20 protein-coding genes are annotated in these 21106 nt (G+C 53.6%); 3 read left to right on the forward strand and 17 right to left on the reverse strand.

The window, feature by feature from the left end:
* The 14 genes from C5F52_RS01125 to C5F52_RS01190 all read right to left on the reverse strand — a co-directional run bounded on the left by C5F52_RS01125 (nucleotide 1) and on the right by C5F52_RS01190 (nucleotide 17522).
* Nucleotides 1-384: a flagellar protein FlaG gene (locus C5F52_RS01125; RefSeq protein ID WP_161499632.1), complete on the reverse strand. Its 384-nt coding sequence runs from the start codon at nucleotides 382-384 to the stop codon at nucleotides 1-3.
* 136 nt (nucleotides 385-520) lie between these two features.
* Entirely contained in the window at nucleotides 521-2053 is a 1533-nt protein-coding gene (fliD, locus tag C5F52_RS01130) for a flagellar filament capping protein FliD (RefSeq protein WP_104796495.1), read from the reverse strand.
* A gap of 51 nt (nucleotides 2054-2104) precedes the next feature.
* Entirely contained in the window at nucleotides 2105-3028 is a 924-nt protein-coding gene (flgL, locus tag C5F52_RS01135; RefSeq protein ID WP_104796496.1) for a flagellar hook-associated protein FlgL, read from the reverse strand.
* 15 nt (nucleotides 3029-3043) lie between these two features.
* Nucleotides 3044-6937: a flagellar hook-associated protein FlgK gene (gene flgK, locus C5F52_RS01140; protein ID WP_104796497.1), complete on the reverse strand. Its 3894-nt coding sequence runs from the start codon at nucleotides 6935-6937 to the stop codon at nucleotides 3044-3046.
* Entirely contained in the window at nucleotides 6934-7434 is a 501-nt protein-coding gene (locus C5F52_RS01145) for a rod-binding protein (protein WP_104796498.1), read from the reverse strand. Before C5F52_RS01145 ends, flgK begins: the two co-directional genes overlap by 4 nt.
* A 12-nt stretch (nucleotides 7435-7446) precedes the next feature.
* Complete coding sequence (locus C5F52_RS01150; protein WP_104796499.1) at nucleotides 7447-8586, reverse strand: flagellar basal body P-ring protein FlgI; 1140 nt, start codon at nucleotides 8584-8586, stop codon at nucleotides 7447-7449.
* 1 nt (nucleotide 8587) lies between these two features.
* Nucleotides 8588-9271: a flagellar basal body L-ring protein FlgH gene (locus tag C5F52_RS01155; RefSeq protein WP_104796500.1), complete on the reverse strand. Its 684-nt coding sequence runs from the start codon at nucleotides 9269-9271 to the stop codon at nucleotides 8588-8590.
* Between the two features lie 12 nt (nucleotides 9272-9283).
* Nucleotides 9284-10069 (reverse strand): flagellar basal-body rod protein FlgG, encoded by a 786-nt coding sequence (gene flgG / locus C5F52_RS01160; protein ID WP_104796501.1) that lies wholly within the window; start codon nucleotides 10067-10069, stop codon nucleotides 9284-9286.
* 29 nt (nucleotides 10070-10098) lie between these two features.
* Entirely contained in the window at nucleotides 10099-10863 is a 765-nt protein-coding gene (locus C5F52_RS01165) for a flagellar basal body rod C-terminal domain-containing protein (RefSeq protein WP_104796502.1), read from the reverse strand.
* Between the two features lie 22 nt (nucleotides 10864-10885).
* A complete protein-coding gene (locus tag C5F52_RS01170; RefSeq protein ID WP_104796503.1) occupies nucleotides 10886-14683 on the reverse strand; it encodes a flagellar hook-basal body complex protein in 3798 nt (1265 codons plus the stop codon).
* A gap of 39 nt (nucleotides 14684-14722) precedes the next feature.
* Nucleotides 14723-15415, reverse strand: a complete 693-nt coding sequence (locus tag C5F52_RS01175) for a flagellar hook assembly protein FlgD (RefSeq protein WP_104796504.1) — start codon at nucleotides 15413-15415, stop codon at nucleotides 14723-14725.
* A 2-nt stretch (nucleotides 15416-15417) separates the two neighbouring features.
* Nucleotides 15418-15843 (reverse strand): flagellar basal body rod protein FlgC, encoded by a 426-nt coding sequence (gene flgC / locus C5F52_RS01180; RefSeq protein ID WP_104796505.1) that lies wholly within the window; start codon nucleotides 15841-15843, stop codon nucleotides 15418-15420.
* Nucleotides 15844-15849: 6 nt separating this feature from the next.
* The gene (gene flgB / locus C5F52_RS01185) at nucleotides 15850-16233 is read right to left on the reverse strand and encodes a flagellar basal body rod protein FlgB (protein WP_104796506.1); all 384 of its coding nucleotides are present in this window, start codon (nucleotides 16231-16233) and stop codon (nucleotides 15850-15852) included.
* A gap of 122 nt (nucleotides 16234-16355) precedes the next feature.
* Nucleotides 16356-17522: a LysM domain-containing protein gene (locus tag C5F52_RS01190; protein WP_104796507.1), complete on the reverse strand. Its 1167-nt coding sequence runs from the start codon at nucleotides 17520-17522 to the stop codon at nucleotides 16356-16358.
* Nucleotides 17523-17630: 108 nt separating this feature from the next.
* Here C5F52_RS01190 and flgA point away from each other — a divergent pair, with 108 nt between their 5' ends.
* The 3 genes from flgA to C5F52_RS01205 all read left to right on the forward strand — a co-directional run bounded on the left by flgA (nucleotide 17631) and on the right by C5F52_RS01205 (nucleotide 19298).
* On the forward strand, nucleotides 17631-18395 hold the full coding sequence (gene flgA / locus C5F52_RS01195; protein WP_161499633.1) for a flagellar basal body P-ring formation chaperone FlgA: 765 nt from the start codon (nucleotides 17631-17633) through the stop codon (nucleotides 18393-18395).
* A 115-nt stretch (nucleotides 18396-18510) separates the two neighbouring features.
* Nucleotides 18511-18831 carry a flagellar biosynthesis anti-sigma factor FlgM gene (flgM, locus tag C5F52_RS01200; RefSeq protein WP_233246927.1) on the forward strand — a complete coding sequence of 107 codons (321 nt, stop codon included), beginning with the start codon at nucleotides 18511-18513 and terminating at the stop codon, nucleotides 18829-18831.
* A gap of 29 nt (nucleotides 18832-18860) precedes the next feature.
* Nucleotides 18861-19298, forward strand: coding sequence for a flagellar protein FlgN (locus C5F52_RS01205; RefSeq protein ID WP_146100011.1), 438 nt, complete (start codon nucleotides 18861-18863; stop codon nucleotides 19296-19298).
* A 17-nt stretch (nucleotides 19299-19315) separates the two neighbouring features.
* On the opposite strand, the gene C5F52_RS01210 is transcribed toward C5F52_RS01205, so the two are convergent.
* From C5F52_RS01210 to C5F52_RS01220, 3 genes are read right to left on the reverse strand one after another with little or no spacing between them, the layout of a single operon-like run.
* A complete protein-coding gene (locus tag C5F52_RS01210; protein ID WP_104796511.1) occupies nucleotides 19316-19603 on the reverse strand; it encodes an EscU/YscU/HrcU family type III secretion system export apparatus switch protein in 288 nt (95 codons plus the stop codon).
* Nucleotides 19600-20685 (reverse strand): hypothetical protein, encoded by a 1086-nt coding sequence (locus C5F52_RS01215; protein ID WP_104796512.1) that lies wholly within the window; start codon nucleotides 20683-20685, stop codon nucleotides 19600-19602. The genes C5F52_RS01210 and C5F52_RS01215 overlap by 4 nt, the downstream gene beginning before the upstream one ends.
* A gap of 9 nt (nucleotides 20686-20694) precedes the next feature.
* Nucleotides 20695-21096 (reverse strand): FimV family protein, encoded by a 402-nt coding sequence (locus C5F52_RS01220; RefSeq protein ID WP_146100012.1) that lies wholly within the window; start codon nucleotides 21094-21096, stop codon nucleotides 20695-20697.
* Nucleotides 21097-21106: the final 10 nt, after the last annotated feature.

Consider the following 21106-nt stretch of genomic DNA (forward strand, 5'->3'; position numbering starts at 1 on the left):
TTAAGTTAATTTGTTATGCAAGAGTCCTTTGAACTCTTCAATGTTGTGCGCAATACGCACCACCACCTCATTAGGCAACTGACGAACCACTTCCCCTGTATCCGCATTCTTCACCGTGACCACGGGCGCACCCACTGCTTCGTCCATATGGAAATTTAAATTACGTCCACCATCACGCATGGCCTGATTGAGATGCTGAATAGACTCCATGAGCTTTTCTTTCAAAGCTTGGGTGTCTACCTTGATGTCAACAGGTTTAGGCGCTTGTACTTTGGGCGCATCTTCTGGCGTCGGTGGAACGGCAGTCGCCACAGGCGCAGCTGCTTTGCTACGCACGGGGGCGGGTGTGGGAGCGGGATTACCGCTGGTCAATTCAGAGAGCATAAGAACCATCCTTTCGCAGCGGCAAAAACTTGCCGCTAGGTCGTGTACAGCTGATTCGGCAGCACGCGCAACAACTTTAGCCATTGCGCAAAATAAATTGCACAACGGCCAAAAGTAATGAAAGGTGATTAGTTAATTAGCCTGATTTACCCGTAAGGTTGGCCATCATGCCCTCAAAGGTAGATTTGAGGCTGGTCTTCTGAGCATTGACACCGCCCACCAAACTATCCATGGCAGAGAACTGCTTTTGGTAGCGTAGGAGCAAGTTGTCCATGCGGGTTTGCAGCTTGGTCAAGTCTTCGCTGTACTTGGTATTTTGCGTCGTGGCCGAGTTACTTTGCGTTTGCAAAATACCCGTGGGGCCCAACAGCTTAGAAATTTTCTTCACCGCATCGCCAGCCACGCCCGCATTGGCCGTGCTGTAGACGGACAAACCGTTTTGGTTGCCAGTGAAGGTTTTGACGACGTCCGCATAATTGCTAGACAACACACTCTCGAGTTTGGTGTTATCCAAAGTCATGGTGCCTTGCATGTCGATGCTCACGCCCATTTGCCAAAGCGCACCCACGGTTGTTCCAGGGGTGGAGGATTGGCCCATGACCATCTCACGCAACTGCTGCTTGATGGAGCGCACGGATGAGTCTCCCAACAAGGTGGCGCCATAAGTTTCTAAAGACGACTTGGGGTCTGACACTTCTTTGAAAATGGTCTGCGCATCGTTGTAGGCCGTGACCAAAGCGGCCATTTTTTCTTTCACACCGGTGTTGTCACGTGTGAGGTCAATCGTGGCAACGCTGCTGGTGGTGGTTTTGAGACCCAAGGTCAAACCTGGCACCACATCGGTGAGGGTATTGGTGGTTCGGGTGTAGCTGATGCCATCGACCTTGACCAATGCGTCTGTGGCGGTTTGGTTAGCGGCGTTGACGTTTGAAAAGCTCAAGCCGGGCGAGCCTGCGCCCGCCAAATAATTGGGCGTCAGACTAAACGCACCGGCTGCACCTGTCGCGCCAGACAGCACAATTTGATAGGGTGTGGCGCTGCCATCACCCGTGTTGACCAGCTGTGCCGTGACGCCGGTTTTGGCATCGTTGATGGCATTGACAATCTCTTGGGGGGTGTCTTTGCCAGCAGCCAGTTGAATGGTGGAGGCCACAGGCGAAGGGCTGCCCACGTTCATCGTCAGGCTCATGGCCAAGCCGCCATTCAAGGGGGTCGAACCAGACGCCACGCCATCGCTCACAGAGCGCTGTGCTTTGGCAACGCGCAAGACCTCAATTTCATGGCTACCCGCAGTGCCTGTGGCGCTGGTGGTGACTGAAAAAGCAGCCGCGTTGCTGTTGGCAACGCCAAGTGCGTTGAAGTTGTTTTGATCTTTGAGTGCAGTCAGCGCGGTTTGTACGCCTGACAAGACAAATGACATGGCTGCATAGCCAGAGATACGCGATTCGTTTTTGGTGATCTTTGCATTGATCGCGTTTTCTTTGGGGACACGCTCGGCATCCACCAAGTTTTGCGCCAAGGCGCTGACATCCACCCCAGAACCAGCACCCAGTGAGGTGACTAATTTTTGCGCAGCGGCCTTATTGGCAGCAGCCACAGCCGCCGTGGAGGACGCCAAAGCAGAGCTCGTCGCGGAGCTCAATGAAGAGGTAGGGGTCGTTGTGGCCATAAAGATCAGTTCACCAGGTAGGTCGGCACTTTATTGAAAAGCTTGAGCAGATCAATTCAAAAACTTGAACAAACTCATTTGTGAAATCTTTGAAAAACTGCTTTGGGCAGCTTCTAAAGCCAACTGGTCTTTGTTCATTCGGGTGATCGCTTCGGTGTAATCCAAGTCTTCAATGTCCGAGCGGGTGGTTTGCAAACGCAAGACCACTTGATCCAGCACCGTGGTTTGCATGTCGACCACGCTCAGATCCGCACCAATTTGACCCAAGCCTTCACTGACACCAATTTGCAAGGTGTCAATCTCGCCAATGCCACGTTGAATTTTGGTGCGGTCAGCCGTTTTGACAGCTTGCGTGAGGTCATCGAGGGCTTGGAAGAAGTCGACACCGACCTTGCCTCCCTTGCCATCATCGCGAACCACGCGGGTGAAGATGTCCGAGCCGGGCAAGTTCAGGTTCATGCGGCGGTTGTCACCCACGTTGACTTTCATGCGTGCATGGTCGCCTTGATAAATGATGCGACCGCTGCTGTCTTTGCTGAAGGCTTCTTCACCAGCACGACTGCCAGAAAACAAATAATTGCCGTTGCTGTCTTGGCTATTGGCCAAACTCAAAATTTGCTCACGCAAAGAACCCAGCTCTAGTGCAATGCTTTGACGGTCTTGCAGGCCTAAGGTGTCGTTGGCAGCTTGCACCGACAACTCCTTGATGCGAAACATCACATCGCTGGTGTTTTTCAGCGCAGTTTCTTCGGCCGTCAAACGCACGTTGACCGCTTTGAGTGTGTCTTGGTAGCCCGATTGGCGAGCCAGTTCGGATTCAAGTCGTGTGACCAACGATGCTTTGTCTGGCGCGTCACTGGGCTTGACAATTTGTAAGCCCGTGGAGAGTTGCTCTTGCACCTTGGTCAAACGGGACTGAACCCCACCCAGCTGCTGCGTCGCACGATCGAAGTAAAGACTAGTAGAAATTTTCATAATGATTTACCTGGATCAACGAATTTGAACAATGGAGTCAAACAACTCACCCGAAATTTGAAGGGCTTTGGCACACGCCTGATAAGCCTGTTGGTATCGAATCAGGGCAGCGGCCTCGTCGTCGAGGTTGACGCCAGACACTTTGTCGCGCGCTGACACGGCTTGCTCATTCACCACCGTCAACGCTTCTTGCGTGATGATGGCTTGCTGAGCCAAGTTACCCACGTTGTTGATTTGGTCAATGTAGGTGTTGGCAATGGTTTTGCCATTGGCGGTGGGCTTTTTGTTCAGGTCCACCATGTCAAGCATGTTGACGTTGTTGCCTAGACCGTCGAAGTTGCCATCAATTTTGTAGCTATCACCCACGGCAGGCGCGTGGCTGAGTTTGATTTGCAGACCTTGAAACTCAACCACCGGCTCCAGCACGGTCGGGTCATAGAAACGGTCGGCCAATTCGGTACCCGTGGCAGCATCGGTGATGGTGTAACGGTTTTCAGCCGTGAATTTGATGTTCAGAGATTGAGCGCGCAAACTGTCACGCACGTTGTCGGGTGCACCTTGATAGCCTGCGGCAATTTTGGCAGCGCCTTTACCCGTGACAAACAACAGCAACTCATCGGGTGAGCCTTGTTCGATGTAAGCGCCAGTGCGCAGACCCATCTTAGAAAGATCAGCTGGATCGCCAAAGGTTTTCGGGTCGCCATAACTGCCAAACGACACACGAATGTCGCTGATGAAATCTGGGTCTTGCAGCTTGCGTTTGAGACGCTCGGTGACATCAAAGTCCATCGGGTCCAGACCCAAGGCATTGGGCGCTTGATTGCCCAAAGAATCTTTACCAGGTCCGATTGAAATGGCACGCGTGCCTTTTTCATCGGTGGTGCTGAGCTTCAAGTCGCCATACAGATCCAACTCCGCCACCACACCGGTTAGGGCATTCTTTGCATTGATGCGATCAACAAAGGCGCTGAGGGTTTTGATTTCAGTTTGGGGGGACAAAAAGACACTGTCAGACTTGACGACAAATGTGTTGTCCAAGTCTGCATCGCTGACGTCACCCGCCATTGGCGTGATGACCAAGCGATCGCCCGTGACCTTGGCCTCATAAGAGGCAGCAAATAAAGCATTGGCATTCAATGCCGTCTCTAAAGCTGAAGGTGTTGCTGCCGATACAGATTGCAGCGGAGAGCCGAACTTGATTTCATAGTCGGCCAAATGAACGGCCGGTAAATCGTAGGCTGCCTCACCAATGTTCACGCCATTGATTTGCAGGGGTTTTTTAAAGTCCACATCAGTGGCTGGAATGCGCATGTCGCGCACGACCTGCACCATGCGCACTTGCGCGTTGTAGGTGGTGGGCTGGATGTCTAAGGCGTTGCCATCTGGCGTTGCATTGATGCGAATGGGGCTACCCAACGGATCGGTCAAAACAAATTCACCGTTGGACTCGACAGAGGCAATGACGCCTGCTTGAGAGTCATTGATTTGTTTGACCAGCTCATTGACTGACTTGTAGCCACTGATAGATTGGCCGTTGATGGTCAGTGGCTTGGACAGGTTGAGCTGCGCCACAGGCACACGCACTTCTGAGAACACTTCAGCGCGCACATTGGTCTGCGACACGTTGCTGTTGGTAATTTCAACCTTGCCACCGGTGGCCAAAGAGGCCGGGTCAGCAGGAATGAGTGCAAAGTTCTTGAATGAGCGGCCTTGCGCATCGGTGATGAGCAAATGTGTGCCGTCCACCACCACACTGATGTCAGTGCTGTTGTCTTTGGCGCGGAACTGCTGCTGCAAAACCGCAGCCAAACTGCTGAGATTGGTGGCAGTTGTGGGTGCGAGTTCGAACGACACGCCACCCAAGGTGGCCTGAAATTTTGAAAACCCTGGGTTAGCGCCAGCACCAAACATGGGGTTGAGCACACGCGCTTGCGAATTGCCGTTGATCCAGTTGGCCACTTGCACAGCGGCCGAGCGAACTTGCACAGAGCCAGAGTCAGCACCTGAAGCTGTAGACGTTGGCACCAATGCCACACCGCCGACATCACGGCCCTTGCTGTCCGTGATGCGAATGTCAGCGTTGTTGTTGATAGCTGTAGCAAACAAGCCCTGTGCTTGCAAGCTGGTATTGAGAGCTGTCGCCAACTGGCTGATGCTGCCCGTGTTCGCCGATGGAACTAACGAAGAGATCAACTGGCCGCCCACGACGGCTTGAAAGTTGTAGGCCGTTGGAACGGTGCCCACACTTATGCCAGAAATGATGATTTCTGAATCGGTGTTGGCATTGAATGCGGGCAGCGCCAAACCATTGACGGTAATGGCACCGGCTGGAATTTTGGCATCGCTAGAAGAAATGCGTGATGTTTCCATCGACGCAGCCAAGGGCAATGACTCACCGGCAGCGCCGAATTGGTCAAAGTTTTGGCCAAAGAGCACTTCTGCTTTAGCGCCATAAAACAGGTCTAAGCCACGGTAGGCCTTGTCACCTGTTTGGTTCAGATAGGCATCTGAGTAATTGGCGTTATCGGCAAAGCCGTTGTCAGGTGTGAACAACTGAAACTTTTCTGTCTCAGTCAAGGCTTGGCCCAAGAGCTGACGACCATCGCGGGTCATGACTTGCAGCTGCTGGCCTGGCTCAGCCTCGTCTAAATAGAACGCAGCTTTGACGCCAGCAGACAAAGTGCTGACGGGCGTGTAGACACGTGCACCATCGACCTTGAAGGTCACCCCCGCCGACGCATTGGGGTTGTTAACCAATTGGCTGTTGCTCAGCTGCGTGGCAGGCGTTGTATCAGTGAACTTGACTGTGGCGCGGGTGGTGGTAATGTTGGTATTGCCCTCGCCTACGCGGAATTGAGCGGCTGTGGCCACACGCATACCGTCATTGACAGCCAATCGAATGGCCGCAGCAGGTGTGGTGACGCTGGGATCAAATGCAAACAAGTCAGCGCCCATTTGCCCATAACCATCAATGCCATTCTTCTGGATGGTATTAGTTTCAGACACAAAAGTTTGCGCCAACGCAGACAGGTTCTTTTGAGCAGGCTCTAGCACTTGACTGATGAAGCTTTGGTAGCCGCCCAACTGTCCGCCGCTGGCACTGGCCAGTGATTCGGTTTTGCCGTAGGGGTCGAGTACAAGCTCAATCTTGCCTACGGTGCTAGTGTCTACGCCAATGGGACGTGACTTGTTGCCATTGACCACCAAGCCTTGGGTCATGGTGGTGCCCAAGCTCACATTGACTGTGCCATTGGTGGTGAAACTGGTTTTGACCCGCACCAAGTCTGAGAGTTGGCGTAATGTCAAATCACGACGGTCGAGCAACTCAGCAGGTTGGCTTTCCAAGGTGGGCGACTTGGTCATGCTTTGGTTGATCAAAGCCAATTGACTGGTCAGTGTGTTGATTTGAGCCGCAACACTTTCCACACCTTGGCGTGTTTCTGTGGCGATCAATTCAAGCTGGGTGTTGAGTTCACCAAAGCGCGAAGCCACACCATCAGCGCTGCGCAAAAAGCTGGTGCGCTGCACAGTTGAGGCTGGGTCTGCAGACAATGCACCTGCTGCGGCAAAGAAGTCATCAAACGCAGAACTCAAGCCAATACTTTTGTCACCCATGATGTCCATCACGCGCTTGGCGTAATCAACCATGGGTTTTTGACTGGCTAAGTCACTGGTGCTGTTACGCAAGTTCGATTCTGCAAACGCGTCATATTGGCGCTTGATGTTTTGCAAAATCACGCCAGTACCCACATACATACTGGCCAACTTTTTAGGCGCAGAGTCTTTGAGCACCACGTCTTGGCGTGAATAGCCTTCGGTGTTGACGTTTGAAATGTTGTTTGCAACCGTGCTCAAAGCGCGTTGGTATGCGCCAATCGCATTGCTGCTGATGCCGAGCATGTCACTCATTTACGGCCTCCAGAAAAAGGAGCCTTGAACTCTTGCAAGCTCTTGAGTGGCAGGTTTTTTTCCAAAGCAAAGCCTTTGCTCAACTCTGCCGCTGTGGGCAAAGGAATAGCTTGTTGCTTGGGATTCAATGGGATACCTTGGCCGCGCGCTTTCAACAAAGCATCTGTGCTGGGTGCGGGCATTTGTTGTTGCTTGACGGCACGTTCCATGAAGTCGGCCACGCCCAAGGCGCCGCGTTTGGACATTTGCAAAGACACTTCTTTGTCAAACATGCCTTCAAAGGTTTCCATGGCGTGCGATTTGTTTTCTTCGTCCTTCATGGGCTCATTGGCCTCACGCATGGATTTCAACATCATCTGAATGAAGAGGCCTTCAAACTGCTGCGCTGATTCTTTCAACGCGCTGTTTTGGTCTTTCTGCGCTTTACCGCGCAACTCACCCAGACCTGTAAAGTCCGTGTAGGACCTAGGTGTTGAGGTGTCGACGGAGCTGCTCATAGTCGTTCTCGCTTAGATGATGACCAACTCGGCGCGCAGGCTGCCGGAGCTTTTCAAGGCTTCAAGAATGGCAATCAACGCAGAAGGCGTGGCGCCCACTTGGTTGACCGCATCCACAATTTGACGCAGTTCGACACCGGGCTGGAACAAGAACATAGGCTTGTTGGGCTCCGCCACTTTGATGTCAGCGTTTTGCACGTCGGTGGTTTGGCCACCGGCGAGCATATTGGGTTGTGACACCTCGTTGGTCGCCGTGATCGCCACAGAAATCGTGCCATGCGATACAGCGGCGGCTGTGACGCGCACCGAGCGGTTGATCACCACCGTGCCTGTGCGTGAGTTGATCACCACGCGCGCGGGTGGCTCGCCTGGCGTGACCTCTAGGGCCTCGATCATGCTCATGAATGCGACGCGTTGATTCAAGTTTTGAGGAGCTCGTACCGATACCGATACACCATCAATGGCTTGTGCCACGTCGCCGCCAAATTTTTTATTGATCGCGTTGACGATGGCGGTCGTGGTGGAGAAATCGTTTTCACGGATGTTAAAAATCACGTTTTCGGCAGACTCAAAAGGCGTGTCAACAATGCGCTCCACAATCGCGCCGCCAGGAATGCGAGCCGAGGTGGGCACACCAATTTGCACTTTAGAACCTGCGGCGCTGGCATCAATGCCGGTCGCTGTGAGTGCACCTTGCGCCAAAGCGTAAATCTCGCCATCCACACCGCGCATGGCGGTCATGATCAAGCTGCCACCGCGCAAGTTAGAGGCTTTACCAATGGCAGACACGTTGATGTCGATGCGTTGACCGGGCTTAGCAAAGCCAGGCAAGTCAGCCGTCACCAACACGGCAGCGGTGTTTTTGATGTCGACACGCGCTGCAGTGGCTGCGGTTTCAAAGTCGGTCAAAGGACCGTCAATGCGCACGCCCATTTGCGAGAGCATGGCTTTCATGCTTTGCGTGGTGAAGGGCACCGAGGCGTCATCGCCCGTGCCTTGTAAACCGACCACCAAACCGTAACCAATCAATTGGTTAGGACGTTGGGCGGCGAGCGTGGCCAAGTCTTTGACGCGGTCGGCTTGTGCAGCACTTGCGGCTAAAACGCACAGGCTGGTCAAGCAGACGCGAACAAACAGGGAGAGATTTTTCATATTAGAAAGGCCAGAACTTGTGCATCAAGCTGGTACCCCAGCCTGCTTTGGTGGCATTTGCCAAATCACCCGAACCGCGATACGCGATTTGTGCATTGGCCAAACGGCGTGATTGCACAGTGCTGTTGGGGCCTACGTCTTCAGGACGAATCACGCCTGAAACTTGAATGACTTCGGTGCCTTCTGACAAACCGAGCTTTTTCTCGCCACGGACCATCAAGTTGCCGTTGGCCAAAATTTCAACCACCGTCACAGCCACAGAGCCAGACAAAGAGGCTTGTTGGTCTGCCTTGCCTGCGCCTTTGCTGCTGTTGTTGTTGGAATTGACATCAATGCCGTTCAAGAAAGGCGACATGCTGCCAATCTTGGTGTTGAAGCCCGAGGGCAACGAGTTTTTAGATTCACGGCTCACATCCGTGTTTTGTGTGCGCGCCGCTTGCGTCGACTCATTGAGCAACACCGTGATGATGTCGCCCACTTGGTAATTGCGGCCACGGCCGAACCAGGCATCACTTTGTCGGTTGCTGTAAATGCCGCCGGTGGCAACTTTTTGCCGGTCAGCGGCAAGTGGGTACACCGGTTGGAACTCTGGCGATGGACGAAGCACCATGTCGACAGGTTCGGTGGCGCAGCCTTGCAACAGGTAAACAATGCCAGCAAGAGCGAGTAAACGAAGGACGATCATGATCCGGCTCCTTCAGATGTTTTGGTTCAAGAACTTGAGCATGCCGTCCACCGCAGAGATGGACTTGGAGTTCATCTCGTAAGCGCGCTGGGTTTCGATCATGTTGACCATCTCCTCCACCACGTTCACGTTGGAGGCTTCGAGTGAGCCCTGCTTCAAAGCGCCAGCGCCGTTGAGACCGGGCGTGAGCACCTGCGCCACACCGCTGGCTTGCGAAGCTTCAAACAAGTTGTTGCCGATGGGCTTCAAACCGCTTGGGTTCACAAAACGTGCGATTTGAATTTGGCCAATGTTTTGTGAGCCACCACCGGCCACGATTTCGGCGGACACGGTGCCGTCTTGACCAAAGGTCACGCTGGCTGTGTTTTCAGGAATGGTGATGTTGGGGATCAACGGGAAGCCAGACGCTGTCACGACTTGGCCGGTGTTGCTGATCTTGAAGTTGCCGTCGCGGCTGTACGACGTGGTGCCGTCTGGCATTTGAATTTGGAACATGCCGCCACCCATGATCGCCAAGTCGAGGGGCGATTGGGTGTTGATCAAGTTGCCCTGCAAGTGCAGCTTTTCAGTGGCATTGATCTTCACACCGGTACCGAGCATCAAGCCCGTGGGTGAGAGGGTGTTGTTGGTGGTTTGACCACCGGGTTGTTTGACGTTTTGATAGAGCAAGTCTTCAAAAACGGCTCGGTCGCGTTTGAAGCCGGTCGTGCTCACGTTGGCCAAGTTGTTCGAAATGACGTTCATGCGCGTCTGCTGCGCGTCAAGACCGGTTTTCGCTACCCACAATGATGCATCCATGGCTTCTAGCCCCTTTTAATCTGTCAAATTCAAGACGCCTTCATCATGGAAGCGCCCGACTCATCGTTGGATTTGCTTTCTTTGATCAAACGAATCTGATGCTCAAAAGAGCGACTCTGTTCAATCAGCTTCACCATCGATGCCATTGGATTGACACTGCTGCCTTCTAAAGCTTGCGGTGTCAAAGAAACTGGCTCTGGACCAGTTGCAAAGTCCGTGCCAAGTGGTTTTTCGTCAACTCGGAACAAACCGTCTTCGCGTTTGATGAGGTTCGTGGTGCTGGCATCGCGCAGCATCAAGGTGCCAACCACCTGCTCCTGCGGAATGCCTTGCTGGGTGGGGTCTGAGGCGAAGATTTCGCCTGTTTTGGTGATGTTGATGCGTGAGCCCACGGGAATCGTGATGGGGCCGCCATCTTGGCCTTGCACCATGTGGCCAGAACCGGTTTCCAGCACACCGTTGGGGTTGACGCGCAGGTCACCCCGGCGGGTAAATGCCAGTTTTCCGTCATTGCCCATCACGCCCATGACGGTTTTGTGGTTCATGGACACGTCCAAATCACGGCCTGTGACCATCAAAGGTCCTGCATCCAAGCGCACACGGTCTGTGGTGTACAGACGGGGTTGCAAGCGTGAATCAAAGCCCTCACCCACCGCTTGGTGCGGTTGGATGGTGGCTTCGAAGGTTTGCTTGAAACCGACGGTGGTGACGTTGGCGATGTCGTTGGACAACTGTTGCCGGATCAAACGGTCTTCGTTGATCGCGGCCATCGCGTTGAAAGATAAGCGGTCCATGTCAGTCTCTTAATCAGGCCGATTAGTTACGGATTTGAATGATGGTTTGCGTCATCGAGGTGCTGGTTTCCATGGCCTTGGCGTTGGCTTGGAAGTTACGCTGCTCGGTGATCAAGTCCACCAATTCTTGGGTCAAGTCCACGTTGGCACGCTCGGTGGCGCCGGAGCGCACGGTACCGAAACCAGCCGAACCGGCTTCGCCGTACTTAGGCGTGCCTGAGTCAGACGTCTTGTAGTAGTTGGTGTCACCAATCTGGCGCAAACCAGAGGGGTTAGAGAAGTTCACCAATACCACCTTGCCCAGGGACTTTTGTGCGCCGTTGGAGAAACTGGCAGACACCAAGCCGTCGTCGGCAATGGCCAAGCCCACCAAGTCACCTTCGGGGGCGCCGTCTTGCGACTGCGACAACACCGAGAACGGTGACGCAAACTGCGTGGACTTGGCGTAGTCGATATTGATAGTCAAAGCGCCCTTACCGTTTGGCAAGTACACGGTGTCCAACTGAGCACCTTGTTTAGGTGACACCAAGTTACCCGCTGTGTCAAATGTCAGCTCACCTTTGTCGAAATAGACAGGTGACCAAGCAGGCAAGGTGTCAAAGCCTGTCGCGGTCGATGACTCAGCACCGAATCCGTCAATGTAGACCGTGGCGCCTTTTTCATCTTTGAACGCGGTGGGTTTGATCCATGTGGTGGTGGTGCCGAACTTGGCATCCAAACCGTCCAGACCCCAGCGTGCATCACCGGTGACCTTGATGTATGAGTCGGTAGAAGCCGTACCTGTGGTGAACTGCAAAGCGTTACTCTTGGCATCGTAACTGACCTTCACACCGTTGACAGAGTCAGGTGTCAGGCCATTCTTAGAAGGACCTTGCAAATTGTTGATGCCATCTTGCAGGGCTTCCATGAAGGTGCCCAAGGTGTAAGTGTCTTTGGGCGGCACGACCACGGTGCCTGTGATGCCGTTGACAGACACCACAAACTGGTTGTTGGTCTCATCGACAGAGAAGTTGTTGTCAACGTTCACAGCCAAGGGGTTGCCACCCAACACCGCAGGCGCTGAGGCAATGCCTCGCAAAGCGTCCACCGTAGAGGGCGTCACCACGTAGCTGGCAGGGTCGCCCGTCATGCCCAAACCTTTGGACGACTGAGTGGCCAAACTGCCAGGGCGGATGCCAGTGATTGCCAGGCCAGAGTTGTCGCCGGTGGTGCCGGACTTGAACACAAAGGTCTGTTTGACCGCGTCGTATTCAACCTTCATGCCGTAACGTTGTTCGTTGAGTGGTTTGAAAGGCGATGTGGAGACCGATGGTGACAGCTTCAAGCCCACCGATGAATCGTTGACACCTTGCACCAAGGGGTCTGCCAAATCCATGGCGGTTTGCTCGCTAGACACCGTCACTTTGGCGTTATCGGCGGGTGTGAACACCAGCTTTTGATTTTGGGTGTCGTACGACACTTCAATCTTGCCGCTGTAAACCGGATCGTCATTGATTTGCTTTTGCACTTCACGCACCATGTCTTCGGTACGCATATCACCGTGAGGTGCCAGTTTGATTGACAGCGGATCCAAAACCACTTTATCTGCGCGCGTCAAGCCAATAAAAAAGGTGGGGTCTCCAACCGTTGAAAAGTTGAAAGGTTTTTCATCGCCATACTGGCGTGCCATCACGCTAGTCAATTCAGCAGCAATTTGGGTACCCGACAGTTTCTTGCTGGTGGTGTCAGGCAACTTGGCCATGGTGTCCACCAAATGGTCCAAGCCCACAGTCACAGAATCGATGGAATTGTCCACGTTGACGCTGAAAAGGTTCTTGAGATCATCGATGCTCTTTTTGTTGGCAAAAGCTGAAGGGGCTGATTTACCAGTTCCTAGAGTCGTTACAAGTGACTCATTGAGGCTATTGGATAACTTCAGATCTGAAGTAATTGCGCTGGCGCCCAAGGTAGATGGATCTTTGGCCGTCACCACAATCTCTGTGCCTGCGGTATTGAGTTCCGCGGTGTAAGCCAACGCAAATTTATCGTTCGCATTCAGCTTGGTCACAAACTCTGCTTTAGATTCTGTGGATTCGCTGGTGATAACCACCTCATTGGTGCCCGATCCCATCACCGCTTTGTAGGGTGCGGTACCTGCTACGGTGTATGTGGCCGTAAAACGTGGGTAGTCAGTCGGATTGGTCGTTACCTTGATGGTGGTTGCAGTAGTTGCAGTGGTTTCACCCGCCGTACTACGGTCCCCTTGTGTGAGCGTGATGGCAGCCTTGATCGTGTCGGCGCTGACGTTAGGGTCAATCGCTGTGATTTTCAGCTCCCCATCTGTGGGGGTAATTTTTGAAGGTAGCGTTGCTGAAGCAGCGTTTTTACTCATGCTGATGCCAGACAATTTACGGCCTTGAGCATCTTTAATCACAAGATCAGTGCCAGAAACGGTGACACTCAAATCAGTATTGCCATCATCTTCTGAGCGCAAACGTTTTTGCAACTCAACAGCCAAACCTTCTGGCGTGGCAGCGCTGGGTTTTAAGGCGGTTAGATTGAGTGTCTTGCTGCCCACTGTCATGGTGAAAGAAGAGAAGTCTGTCACCGAAGCTGTTGGCGTTCCGAACGTGATGCCTTCCATCGTGACCTTTGATGCAGCTTGTGCCACATAGGACGATGCAAAGCTGGCATTCAAATTCAACGCTTTTGCTACATCAAGCGCACTGGGTGGCAAGCCATCGACAGTTGGCACTTTGACCGGCTCTGCATCTTTGCTGAATTTCACACTGACTTCATCAGCTGATTTGAGACCTACGGACTCCAAACCATAGGTGACTGCGCTGCTGCCTTGGTTAAATAACAAATCAGATTTGTTCAGTTTTTCGTAGTTGGCAAAGTCAATGCCATCGTTAGAACCGGTGCCCAAATCGGTGGCCAAGCCAGCGGTCACGGTGGCGGGTTGTGAGGTGCGGATGTCGGTCAAATTGTCCAACGAAAACTTGATCGTTTTTTTGGAAAAACTGCTATTCAATTCGGCAATTTCTTCTGGCGTTTTAAAGTCACTCTTAGCTTTGAGTTCGCCATATTTATTGACGTACATATCTTCACCCAAGGTGTTGGTGGCTTGCTGCAAAGAGGCGTTCACCAGCTTGTCACCCACGTATACATAGGTTTGCCATTTGTTATTGGGTGTTTCTTGGCTAGCGTTTTGGGTCTTAACGTAGTAGACCGAGGCAAGATAAGAGTTACCGCCGGCGTCATACACAGTGAGTGCGGTGCTCTTGTTGTAGGTGTCGGGATCGTTGCGGTTGAAATCTTTGGTGATGACTTCTGCATCTGCTGGGAAGTTCAAGCCCAAAGACACCTTGCTGGTTTGTTTCGCCATGCCGGTGGTTTTTTGCGGGATGGTCAACACGTTCATGTCATCCAAATTCGCTTTGCCGGACGAGTCAACAGACGCTGCCATCAAACGCTGACCTGCTGAGTTCACCACGTTGTATTGGTCGTTCATCATGAACACACCGTTACGGGTAAAGATGTCTTGGAAACCGTCTTGCGATTTGAGCGGGAAGAAACCGTCACCGCTGATGGCCAAGTCCAAGGTGTTGGACGAGAACATCATGTTGCCTTGACCGAACTCTTGCACCACGCGCTTCAAGGACACACCTTGACCGATGGTGGCTGAGGCTTTTTGCAGCGGTGACGTCGCAAAAATGTCGCCAAAGTCGGTACGGCTGCGCTTAAAGCCTGTCGTACTCACGTTAGCGATGTTGTTAGACGTGACGCCCAGCTGCGCGGTGGCGGCATTCAAACCGGTGAGAGAGGTATAAAAAGACATGGTGCTTTAGCTCCTGAGAGAAATTCTTGAATCTTGAAATTAGTAGCTGATGCGCTTCACATCAGTCAAATTGACCGTCTTGCCACCGGCCACTTCGAGCAACATCGTGCCGTCGGCTGTGCCTGCACTGGTCACGCCCGTCACTTGGGCGTAGGTGTTGACCGTGGGTTTGGTGACCGTGCCATTGCTGTTGACCGAGGCCACATAGCGGTAGGTGCCGTTAGGCACTGCAGTGCCACCGTCATTCATACCGTCCCAAGCCAAGGTGACATCACCTGCAGGCTGTGGGCCCATGATTTGGGTGCGCACCAAAATGCCTTTGTCGTTGAAGATTTCAAGCTTGATGCCGTCTGCACCCGTGGGGGCATTCAGCACGCCTTGCGACACCGTGGTGTCGGTGACAGCCACAGGGCCATCGGGCACGCCAACGGTTTTACCAATCAACGATGTGGCACCGAGCAAGCGGTCGTTCGCCAAGCTAGAGACCAAGTTCTGCATGCTGGTCTTCATCGCCGTGGTGGCTTCGAGTTGTGAGAACTGCGCGAGCTGGGCCACGAAGGCTTCGTTCTTGACAGGGTCCAACGGGTTTTGGTTCTTCAACTGTGTGGTGAAGAGTGTCAAAAATTCCGTCTGGCCCATGTTGGTGTTCGTGGGCGTGGCTTTTTGTTGCGCTTGGTAGTCTTCGTACTTGACGATGCCACTAGGCAGAGAGGATGTTGCGGTCGTAGCCATGATTAAGTCTTGGTAATTTCAAGGGTGCGCATCATCAATTGACGTGCGGTGTTGACGACTTCAACGTTGTTTTGATACGAACGAGAGGCGGCCATCATGTCGACCATCTCGGACATTTCATTCACGTTGGAATGGAACACGTAGCCTTCTTTGTCGGCGAGTGGGTTGCCGGGCTCCCAGGTTTTACGAATGGGCGCTGGGTCATTGACGATGCGGTCGACCTTGACACCACCAACGAACTGAGCGCCAGCGTGTGTCATTTGTTCATCCATCAAGGCTTTGAACAAAGGGCGACGGCCACGGTAGGCTTCTTCTTCAGAGCCCGCCACCGAGTTGGCGTTGGCCAAGTTAGAAGCCGTGGTGTTCATGCGAATGGCTTGCGCGTTCAGCGCCGTGCCTGCAATACCAAAGACGTTGTCAAGTTGCATGGTCTATTACTCCCCGCGCATGGCTTTACGAAGACCGCCAATGCGGTTTTCTAGAAATTGCAAAGTCGCTTGGTATTCACCAGCGGCTTTACCGTATTGGGCTTGTTCCACGTTCATCTCAACGGTGTTGCCGTCAAATGAACTGTTGAACGGTGTGCGAAAACGCATGCCGTTGTCTGGCGCTTCGGTCAGACCGGCATAGTGTTTTTCATTGGTGGCGGTCAAATACTCAGTCTTGGCTTCTTTGAGCATGGCCTTGAAATCAACGTCTTGTGCTTTGTAGTTAGGCGTGTCGGCGTTGGCGATGTTGCGCGCCAGCACTTCCATGCGCTGGCTTCTCACGCCGAGTGCACGCTCGTGGATTCCAAAGGCTGATTTAAAAACGTCCATCACAAGACTCCTGTTAATTGACACATGGCCTCAAGTTGTGAGACCTCGTGTCGATTAATGCAAGAGCCGTGCCACGGTGGTTTTGACGCTAGAAGCGGCAAATGTTTGCCGCTGTCGTGAAGTTAGCGAACTTCCGACACCGCAGCCTGCGCTGCGTAGGCGCTCAAGCGAGCCGCCTGCATGGAGGGGCGTTGCGCCACTTCCGTACCCAAACGTTCATTGGCGTTTTGATGCAAACCCGCCAAGATGGAGTTACGCGTGATGGGTGCACGCATGTCGCGGTTCACATGTAAGTAAGCCGCTTGCTGACCGGGAATGTTCAAAGCAGCATTGGGGCGCGTTTCATTGCGCGCCGCTGGGGTGAGCACTGTTAAATACAGATCATCCAAACCCACAGGGCCAAAGTTCTTCAGGCCTGTGTCTTCAAAATACTTGTCCACCATGTCGAGTTGCTTCAACACGCTGTGACCCAGAATGGCTTTGGGGTTGGCACCAAATCCCGCGCTAGCCGCACCTCGGTCAGGACCATCGCAAAACTGGATGATGCCGTGACAACGGCTGTTTGACGCTTTGGGGTTCATGCCATCGCTCTCCATCAAGGTGAGGCGCGCAAAGTCATCGGGTGCAAAGCGGTGCTCTTGCGAGAGCTGAACAATCTTGTTCATCACGGCTTGTTTGTCTTGCGCGGGGATGAAGCCTTTTTCAATCGCGCGGTCGATGGTTTTTTCCAGTACCACATTGCCACTGCGGTCTGAGCGCGTGAGCAACTGCACTTGGGCCGTACCCGCCAAGGCGGTCGCACCCATGGGTGTGTTGGTATTGAGTGTGTTGACGTTGGCAGCCGGCGTCACCGCAGGCGCTGTCGCCGAAGCCACTGCGGCTTTGTTGGCCGCGATGGCTTGGTTCACCGCCTGCGCTTGTTGCAAAGAAAAATTCAAGCTATCCAGGTTCAGCTTCTGACCTGGATGAATCATGTTGGGGTTGGCAATGTTGTTCGAACGCGCCACGGTTTGCGCCAAGCGCATGGCTTCGTTGTTTGAAATGTTCACGCCACGCTGGGCCATCTGCTCGCGCACGATGCCGGTCAAGGTTTGACCTGAACGAACCGAAGTGCCCCACGCTGCCGTGCCACCCTCGGGGGCCAAAGCACCTGATTGGTTGGCACTGGCCATCGCGCGCGAAAAGGCGGGCGCGGTGCGGGCGTACGCCAACTGGCTCCGTGGCAGCTTGAGGCTGCCGGAGGCGTCGGTGGTGTTCACCTGAGGGTTGTAGGACGGGTCGAGTCGCATGGAGGGCTCCGTTTAATCGGTCCGTAAAAAAGTTGGCTTCGTTCTTGCATAAAGGGTTGGGTCTGAACTCATGTCAAAACATCAACACCTGCCCGTATGACTATGCAAATGCCGTGCCTAAAAAATGCCGACACCTCGCGCCTCAAGCGCTGGAGCGTGTGGCTGGCTGCATGCGTGCTAAGCAAAGCCCAGCTTGGGTTTGCGGCAGATTCGACGTTGCCAGACAGCGCCTTTGAGGCCTTGCAAAAGCAAGCCCAACAATGGGCTGCGACACACCCTTCTTTTCAAGGTAAACAGGTGCAAGTCGTGCCTGTGGACCCACGCATCACGGTGCAAACCTGTCAACAAAACCTGCAGTTTGAGCAACCGTTTCCCAATCAACCCGCCATACGTGTGCGTTGCGCACAGCCTGCTTGGCAACTTTTCGTCAATCTGAACACCGGCCAAGCCAACACCCCTGTGAACCGCGCCAGCCCATCGGCACCTGCGCTGTACAAAGTGTTGGTGTCCAAAGAGTTGCTCAAGCGCGGCACGGTCATCAAACCAGAGATGTTCAGCTATGCCGAGATGCCTGCGGCGGGCATGGAAAACCAAATCATTTCCGATACGAAATTATTAAAAAATATGGAGTTGGTGCGCGACCTCACGCCCAACACCCCTCTGCGTTCATACGACGTGAAGACCGCTGTGTTGGTCAAGCGCGGACAAGAGGTACAGGTCACAGCAGGCGAAGGACAAGGCTTTTCCATCACAATGCGCGCGGAAGCGTTGCAAGATGGTGGTCTAGGTGAACAAATTCGCTTAAAAAATGTCGAGTCGGGTCGATCACTACATGGCGTGATTACCGGACCGAATGCCGCGAAACTGAGGTGAAAAGTGGTATTTAAAAAATATTTCAAAAAAATGCTCAAGTTCTAGAATTTGAGGTCGATTGAAGTGTTGTGAAAAAGTTTTGACCTGATAACAGGTTGGAGAAAGTGAAAACATCATGAATGACGCAATTTCAAACTACGGTCGGATGACGCAATCGAACGCTGCGATTCGCAGCGCCATCGACAAAGTCGAAAAACGAAGCCCTTCTGCCGCGCAAGCCAAGGAAGACTTGGCTCCGTCCATGGAGAAAGCATCTTCCGCAGGAGCAGATAAAGTGAGCTTGAGCAACGTCGCCCAAAAAGTCATGGCGCAACCAGACTTTGACCGCTCCAAAGTTGAGGCCATCAAGCAGGCGATCAAGGAAGGCAACTACCCTGTGAACCCACGCCGCATTGCTGAAAACTTTGTGGCCCTCGAAAAAATGATCGGTAACTGATCGTTCATTCATCTCTGATTGATCGTCTTTTGTCCGATATGACAACACCCGCCACTGACGTGCAAGCCTCCTCACTCGAGCAGGCTTTGGCCTTGGCGAAAACACTGGAAGACATGCTGGAGCGCGAGTTCGAGCAGTTGAAGGTGCAAGATTTAGACGCCTTCGAAGCGTCGCAAAACACAAAGAACGAGCTGCTTCAGCAGCTCGCGCAGCTGGCTGGCATTCAAGGTCCAGACTCAGCAGATGCGCTCGGACCCGAATGGGACGGGTTCAAAGAGCACATGGCCCACTGCCGCGACATGCATCGCCGCAATGAGGTGCTGATTGTTCGAAAGATTGACGCCATCCGTGGCGCGCTGCAAAGCATGCAAGTGCAAGACCCCACCAGCTCGCTCGAGATTTATGACCGTTTGGGCAAGGTGTCTCGCGGTGGTCGACGCGGTGGTCGTGGCTACGCTGAAGCGTAACTTTTCACACGCGCTGTTCAAGCCTGCTTAGGCTTTTCATCCCCGGGCTGCATGCCCTTGAGCCAATACACCCACGCCAAAATCACGGCAACAGCGGTGAACATATCTTCCGGAATTTCTTGACCTACATCGAGCCGGCTGAGCATGGCCAGCAAGCGTGGGTCTTCGGCCACATACACACCCTGCTTTTTCGCTTCAGCCACGATGCGGCGGGCTAATTCATCATCGCCCTTAGCCGTGAGGAGGGGCGCTTTGTTGCGGCCGTATTCCAAAGCCACAGCTTGCATGTAATGTTTATCCGTCATGCGCGGGTGTCAATCAAACTGCCATGCTCTGGCGGTGGATGATCTTCCACAGCGTCTGGCCGTGGCGCGTTGTACACCTGAAAACTCCCCATGCGCAAACCTGCGCCTTCCAACTCATCCGTCAGTTCCGTGGCATTGAACTTCGCCAAATCGGCCACGTCTTTGCGCAATGCCCACATGGTCAAGTCAACTTGCGCGTTGTTGCTGATGGTGGTTTTGAGCCACACCTCCCCCAGCACCCGGCTTTGGGTATGCATGTTGACCACCAGCGGATTTTTGGGTTGACCCGGTTTGTTGCCCTTTTGCTCGAAATGCAGCTCGACAGGATCAGCGTCGCGAAAGGGAATCACAAAAGCCAAATTCAACTCGCCTTTGTGCAAGTTTTGGGCAGACTGCACTTGTGCCGCCTCGATTTCATCGAGGGCGTGATGCAGGTTTTCTTGGACTTCGCCACTGTCCTCGTCCACTCGTGCACGCTCGGCCATGAGCAAGCGCAGCAGCACTTTGGTGTTGTCCGCCACGGGCTCGCCTTCGGCCAAACTGGCTTCAGCAGCTTTGCTGTGGCCCAGGATAAAACGCTTCAAGGTTTGCGCCTGTAACGTGCCCATGCTGAGGCGTTGTGCGCTGATGCGTTTTTTCAAATCACCCGCATCTTGCACAGGTGGCACCAAGCTCTCCAGCACACCGGGGCGCAACAGGGTGAGCAAACTGGCAAAGCCACCAGGCTGAAACAGCAAGGTGTTCAAACGTGTGGGCATGGCCGCTGATGGCGCATCGGGTCCAGCAAAGTTCCCCGTGTGCAGCAACTGCAAAGCCCATTTACCCGCAGGTAACAGCTGTGCGCGTAGTTGCACCATGTCGCCCTCTTTGATGTAGGGCTGTAGGGGTAAATTGAAGATGTGTTCGTTGAGCACCAGCTTGAGCTGCTGGTTCACCACAGAGGCGGTGGCTTGCACCACCTGACCGTCGTGCAAACCGAGCTGTCGTGCGACAGGGGCTTCCACGTACGCCGTGCGCATTTCCAAATGAACAGGCGCCACACGCGCAATCGCGTGGACGCCTTCAGGACCCAAGATGGCCATGACGGCCCCTTAAGGGAAACGCACCCAGTTTTTGCGCTCGCTCATGTTCATGTCGGCGGTCGAGTAACCAGCGCCGCGGCCCATGCCACTGTTGCCTGCCGACTGACCAGGCACCATGTAACTGCGCAGCAAATCGTCATGATTCGGCACATTCAACACCGCACCCGCCATCAAAGACCGAGGGGGCGATTTGGTGAAGGCTTGTGGGTTTTGTTGCACAAACGCATTGCGCAAAATGTCAACGCGTAAGGGGCTGTCGGGCATGGTTTTGCGGATGACTTTGTCCAGCGTGTCGCCCGACACCACTTGGTATGTGCTGCGCGGCGCTGGGCTGGCAGCCAGCGCCATGGCAGGGGCAGCCAAAACAACGCAGCACAACCAGGCGCGAAGAGAAGTGATAGGCGTGTTCATGGTCGGTTCT

This window comes from Limnohabitans sp. TS-CS-82 (assembly GCF_002943475.1).

Bases quoted from the DNA above. Each gene is read 5' to 3' on its own strand.
- C5F52_RS01125 (WP_161499632.1), bottom strand. From the start codon at position 384: ATGCTCTCTGAATTGACCAGCGGTAATCCCGCTCCCACACCCGCCCCC.
- fliD (WP_104796495.1), bottom strand. From the start codon at position 2,053: ATGGCCACAACGACCCCTACCTCTTCATTGAGCTCCGCGACGAGCTCT.
- flgL (WP_104796496.1), bottom strand. From the start codon at position 3,028: ATGAAAATTTCTACTAGTCTTTACTTCGATCGTGCGACGCAGCAGCTG.
- flgK (WP_104796497.1), bottom strand. From the start codon at position 6,937: ATGAGTGACATGCTCGGCATCAGCAGCAATGCGATTGGCGCATACCAA.
- C5F52_RS01145 (WP_104796498.1), bottom strand. From the start codon at position 7,434: ATGAGCAGCTCCGTCGACACCTCAACACCTAGGTCCTACACGGACTTT.
- C5F52_RS01150 (WP_104796499.1), bottom strand. From the start codon at position 8,586: ATGAAAAATCTCTCCCTGTTTGTTCGCGTCTGCTTGACCAGCCTGTGC.
- C5F52_RS01155 (WP_104796500.1), bottom strand. From the start codon at position 9,271: ATGATCGTCCTTCGTTTACTCGCTCTTGCTGGCATTGTTTACCTGTTG.
- flgG (WP_104796501.1), bottom strand. From the start codon at position 10,069: ATGGATGCATCATTGTGGGTAGCGAAAACCGGTCTTGACGCGCAGCAG.
- C5F52_RS01165 (WP_104796502.1), bottom strand. From the start codon at position 10,863: ATGGACCGCTTATCTTTCAACGCGATGGCCGCGATCAACGAAGACCGT.
- C5F52_RS01170 (WP_104796503.1), bottom strand. From the start codon at position 14,683: ATGTCTTTTTATACCTCTCTCACCGGTTTGAATGCCGCCACCGCGCAG.
- C5F52_RS01175 (WP_104796504.1), bottom strand. From the start codon at position 15,415: ATGGCTACGACCGCAACATCCTCTCTGCCTAGTGGCATCGTCAAGTAC.
- flgC (WP_104796505.1), bottom strand. From the start codon at position 15,843: ATGCAACTTGACAACGTCTTTGGTATTGCAGGCACGGCGCTGAACGCG.
- flgB (WP_104796506.1), bottom strand. From the start codon at position 16,233: ATGGACGTTTTTAAATCAGCCTTTGGAATCCACGAGCGTGCACTCGGC.
- C5F52_RS01190 (WP_104796507.1), bottom strand. From the start codon at position 17,522: ATGCGACTCGACCCGTCCTACAACCCTCAGGTGAACACCACCGACGCC.
- flgA (WP_161499633.1), top strand. From the start codon at position 17,631: ATGCCGTGCCTAAAAAATGCCGACACCTCGCGCCTCAAGCGCTGGAGC.
- flgM (WP_233246927.1), top strand. From the start codon at position 18,511: ATGAATGACGCAATTTCAAACTACGGTCGGATGACGCAATCGAACGCT.
- C5F52_RS01210 (WP_104796511.1), bottom strand. From the start codon at position 19,603: ATGACGGATAAACATTACATGCAAGCTGTGGCTTTGGAATACGGCCGC.
- C5F52_RS01215 (WP_104796512.1), bottom strand. From the start codon at position 20,685: ATGGCCATCTTGGGTCCTGAAGGCGTCCACGCGATTGCGCGTGTGGCG.
- C5F52_RS01220 (WP_146100012.1), bottom strand. From the start codon at position 21,096: ATGAACACGCCTATCACTTCTCTTCGCGCCTGGTTGTGCTGCGTTGTT.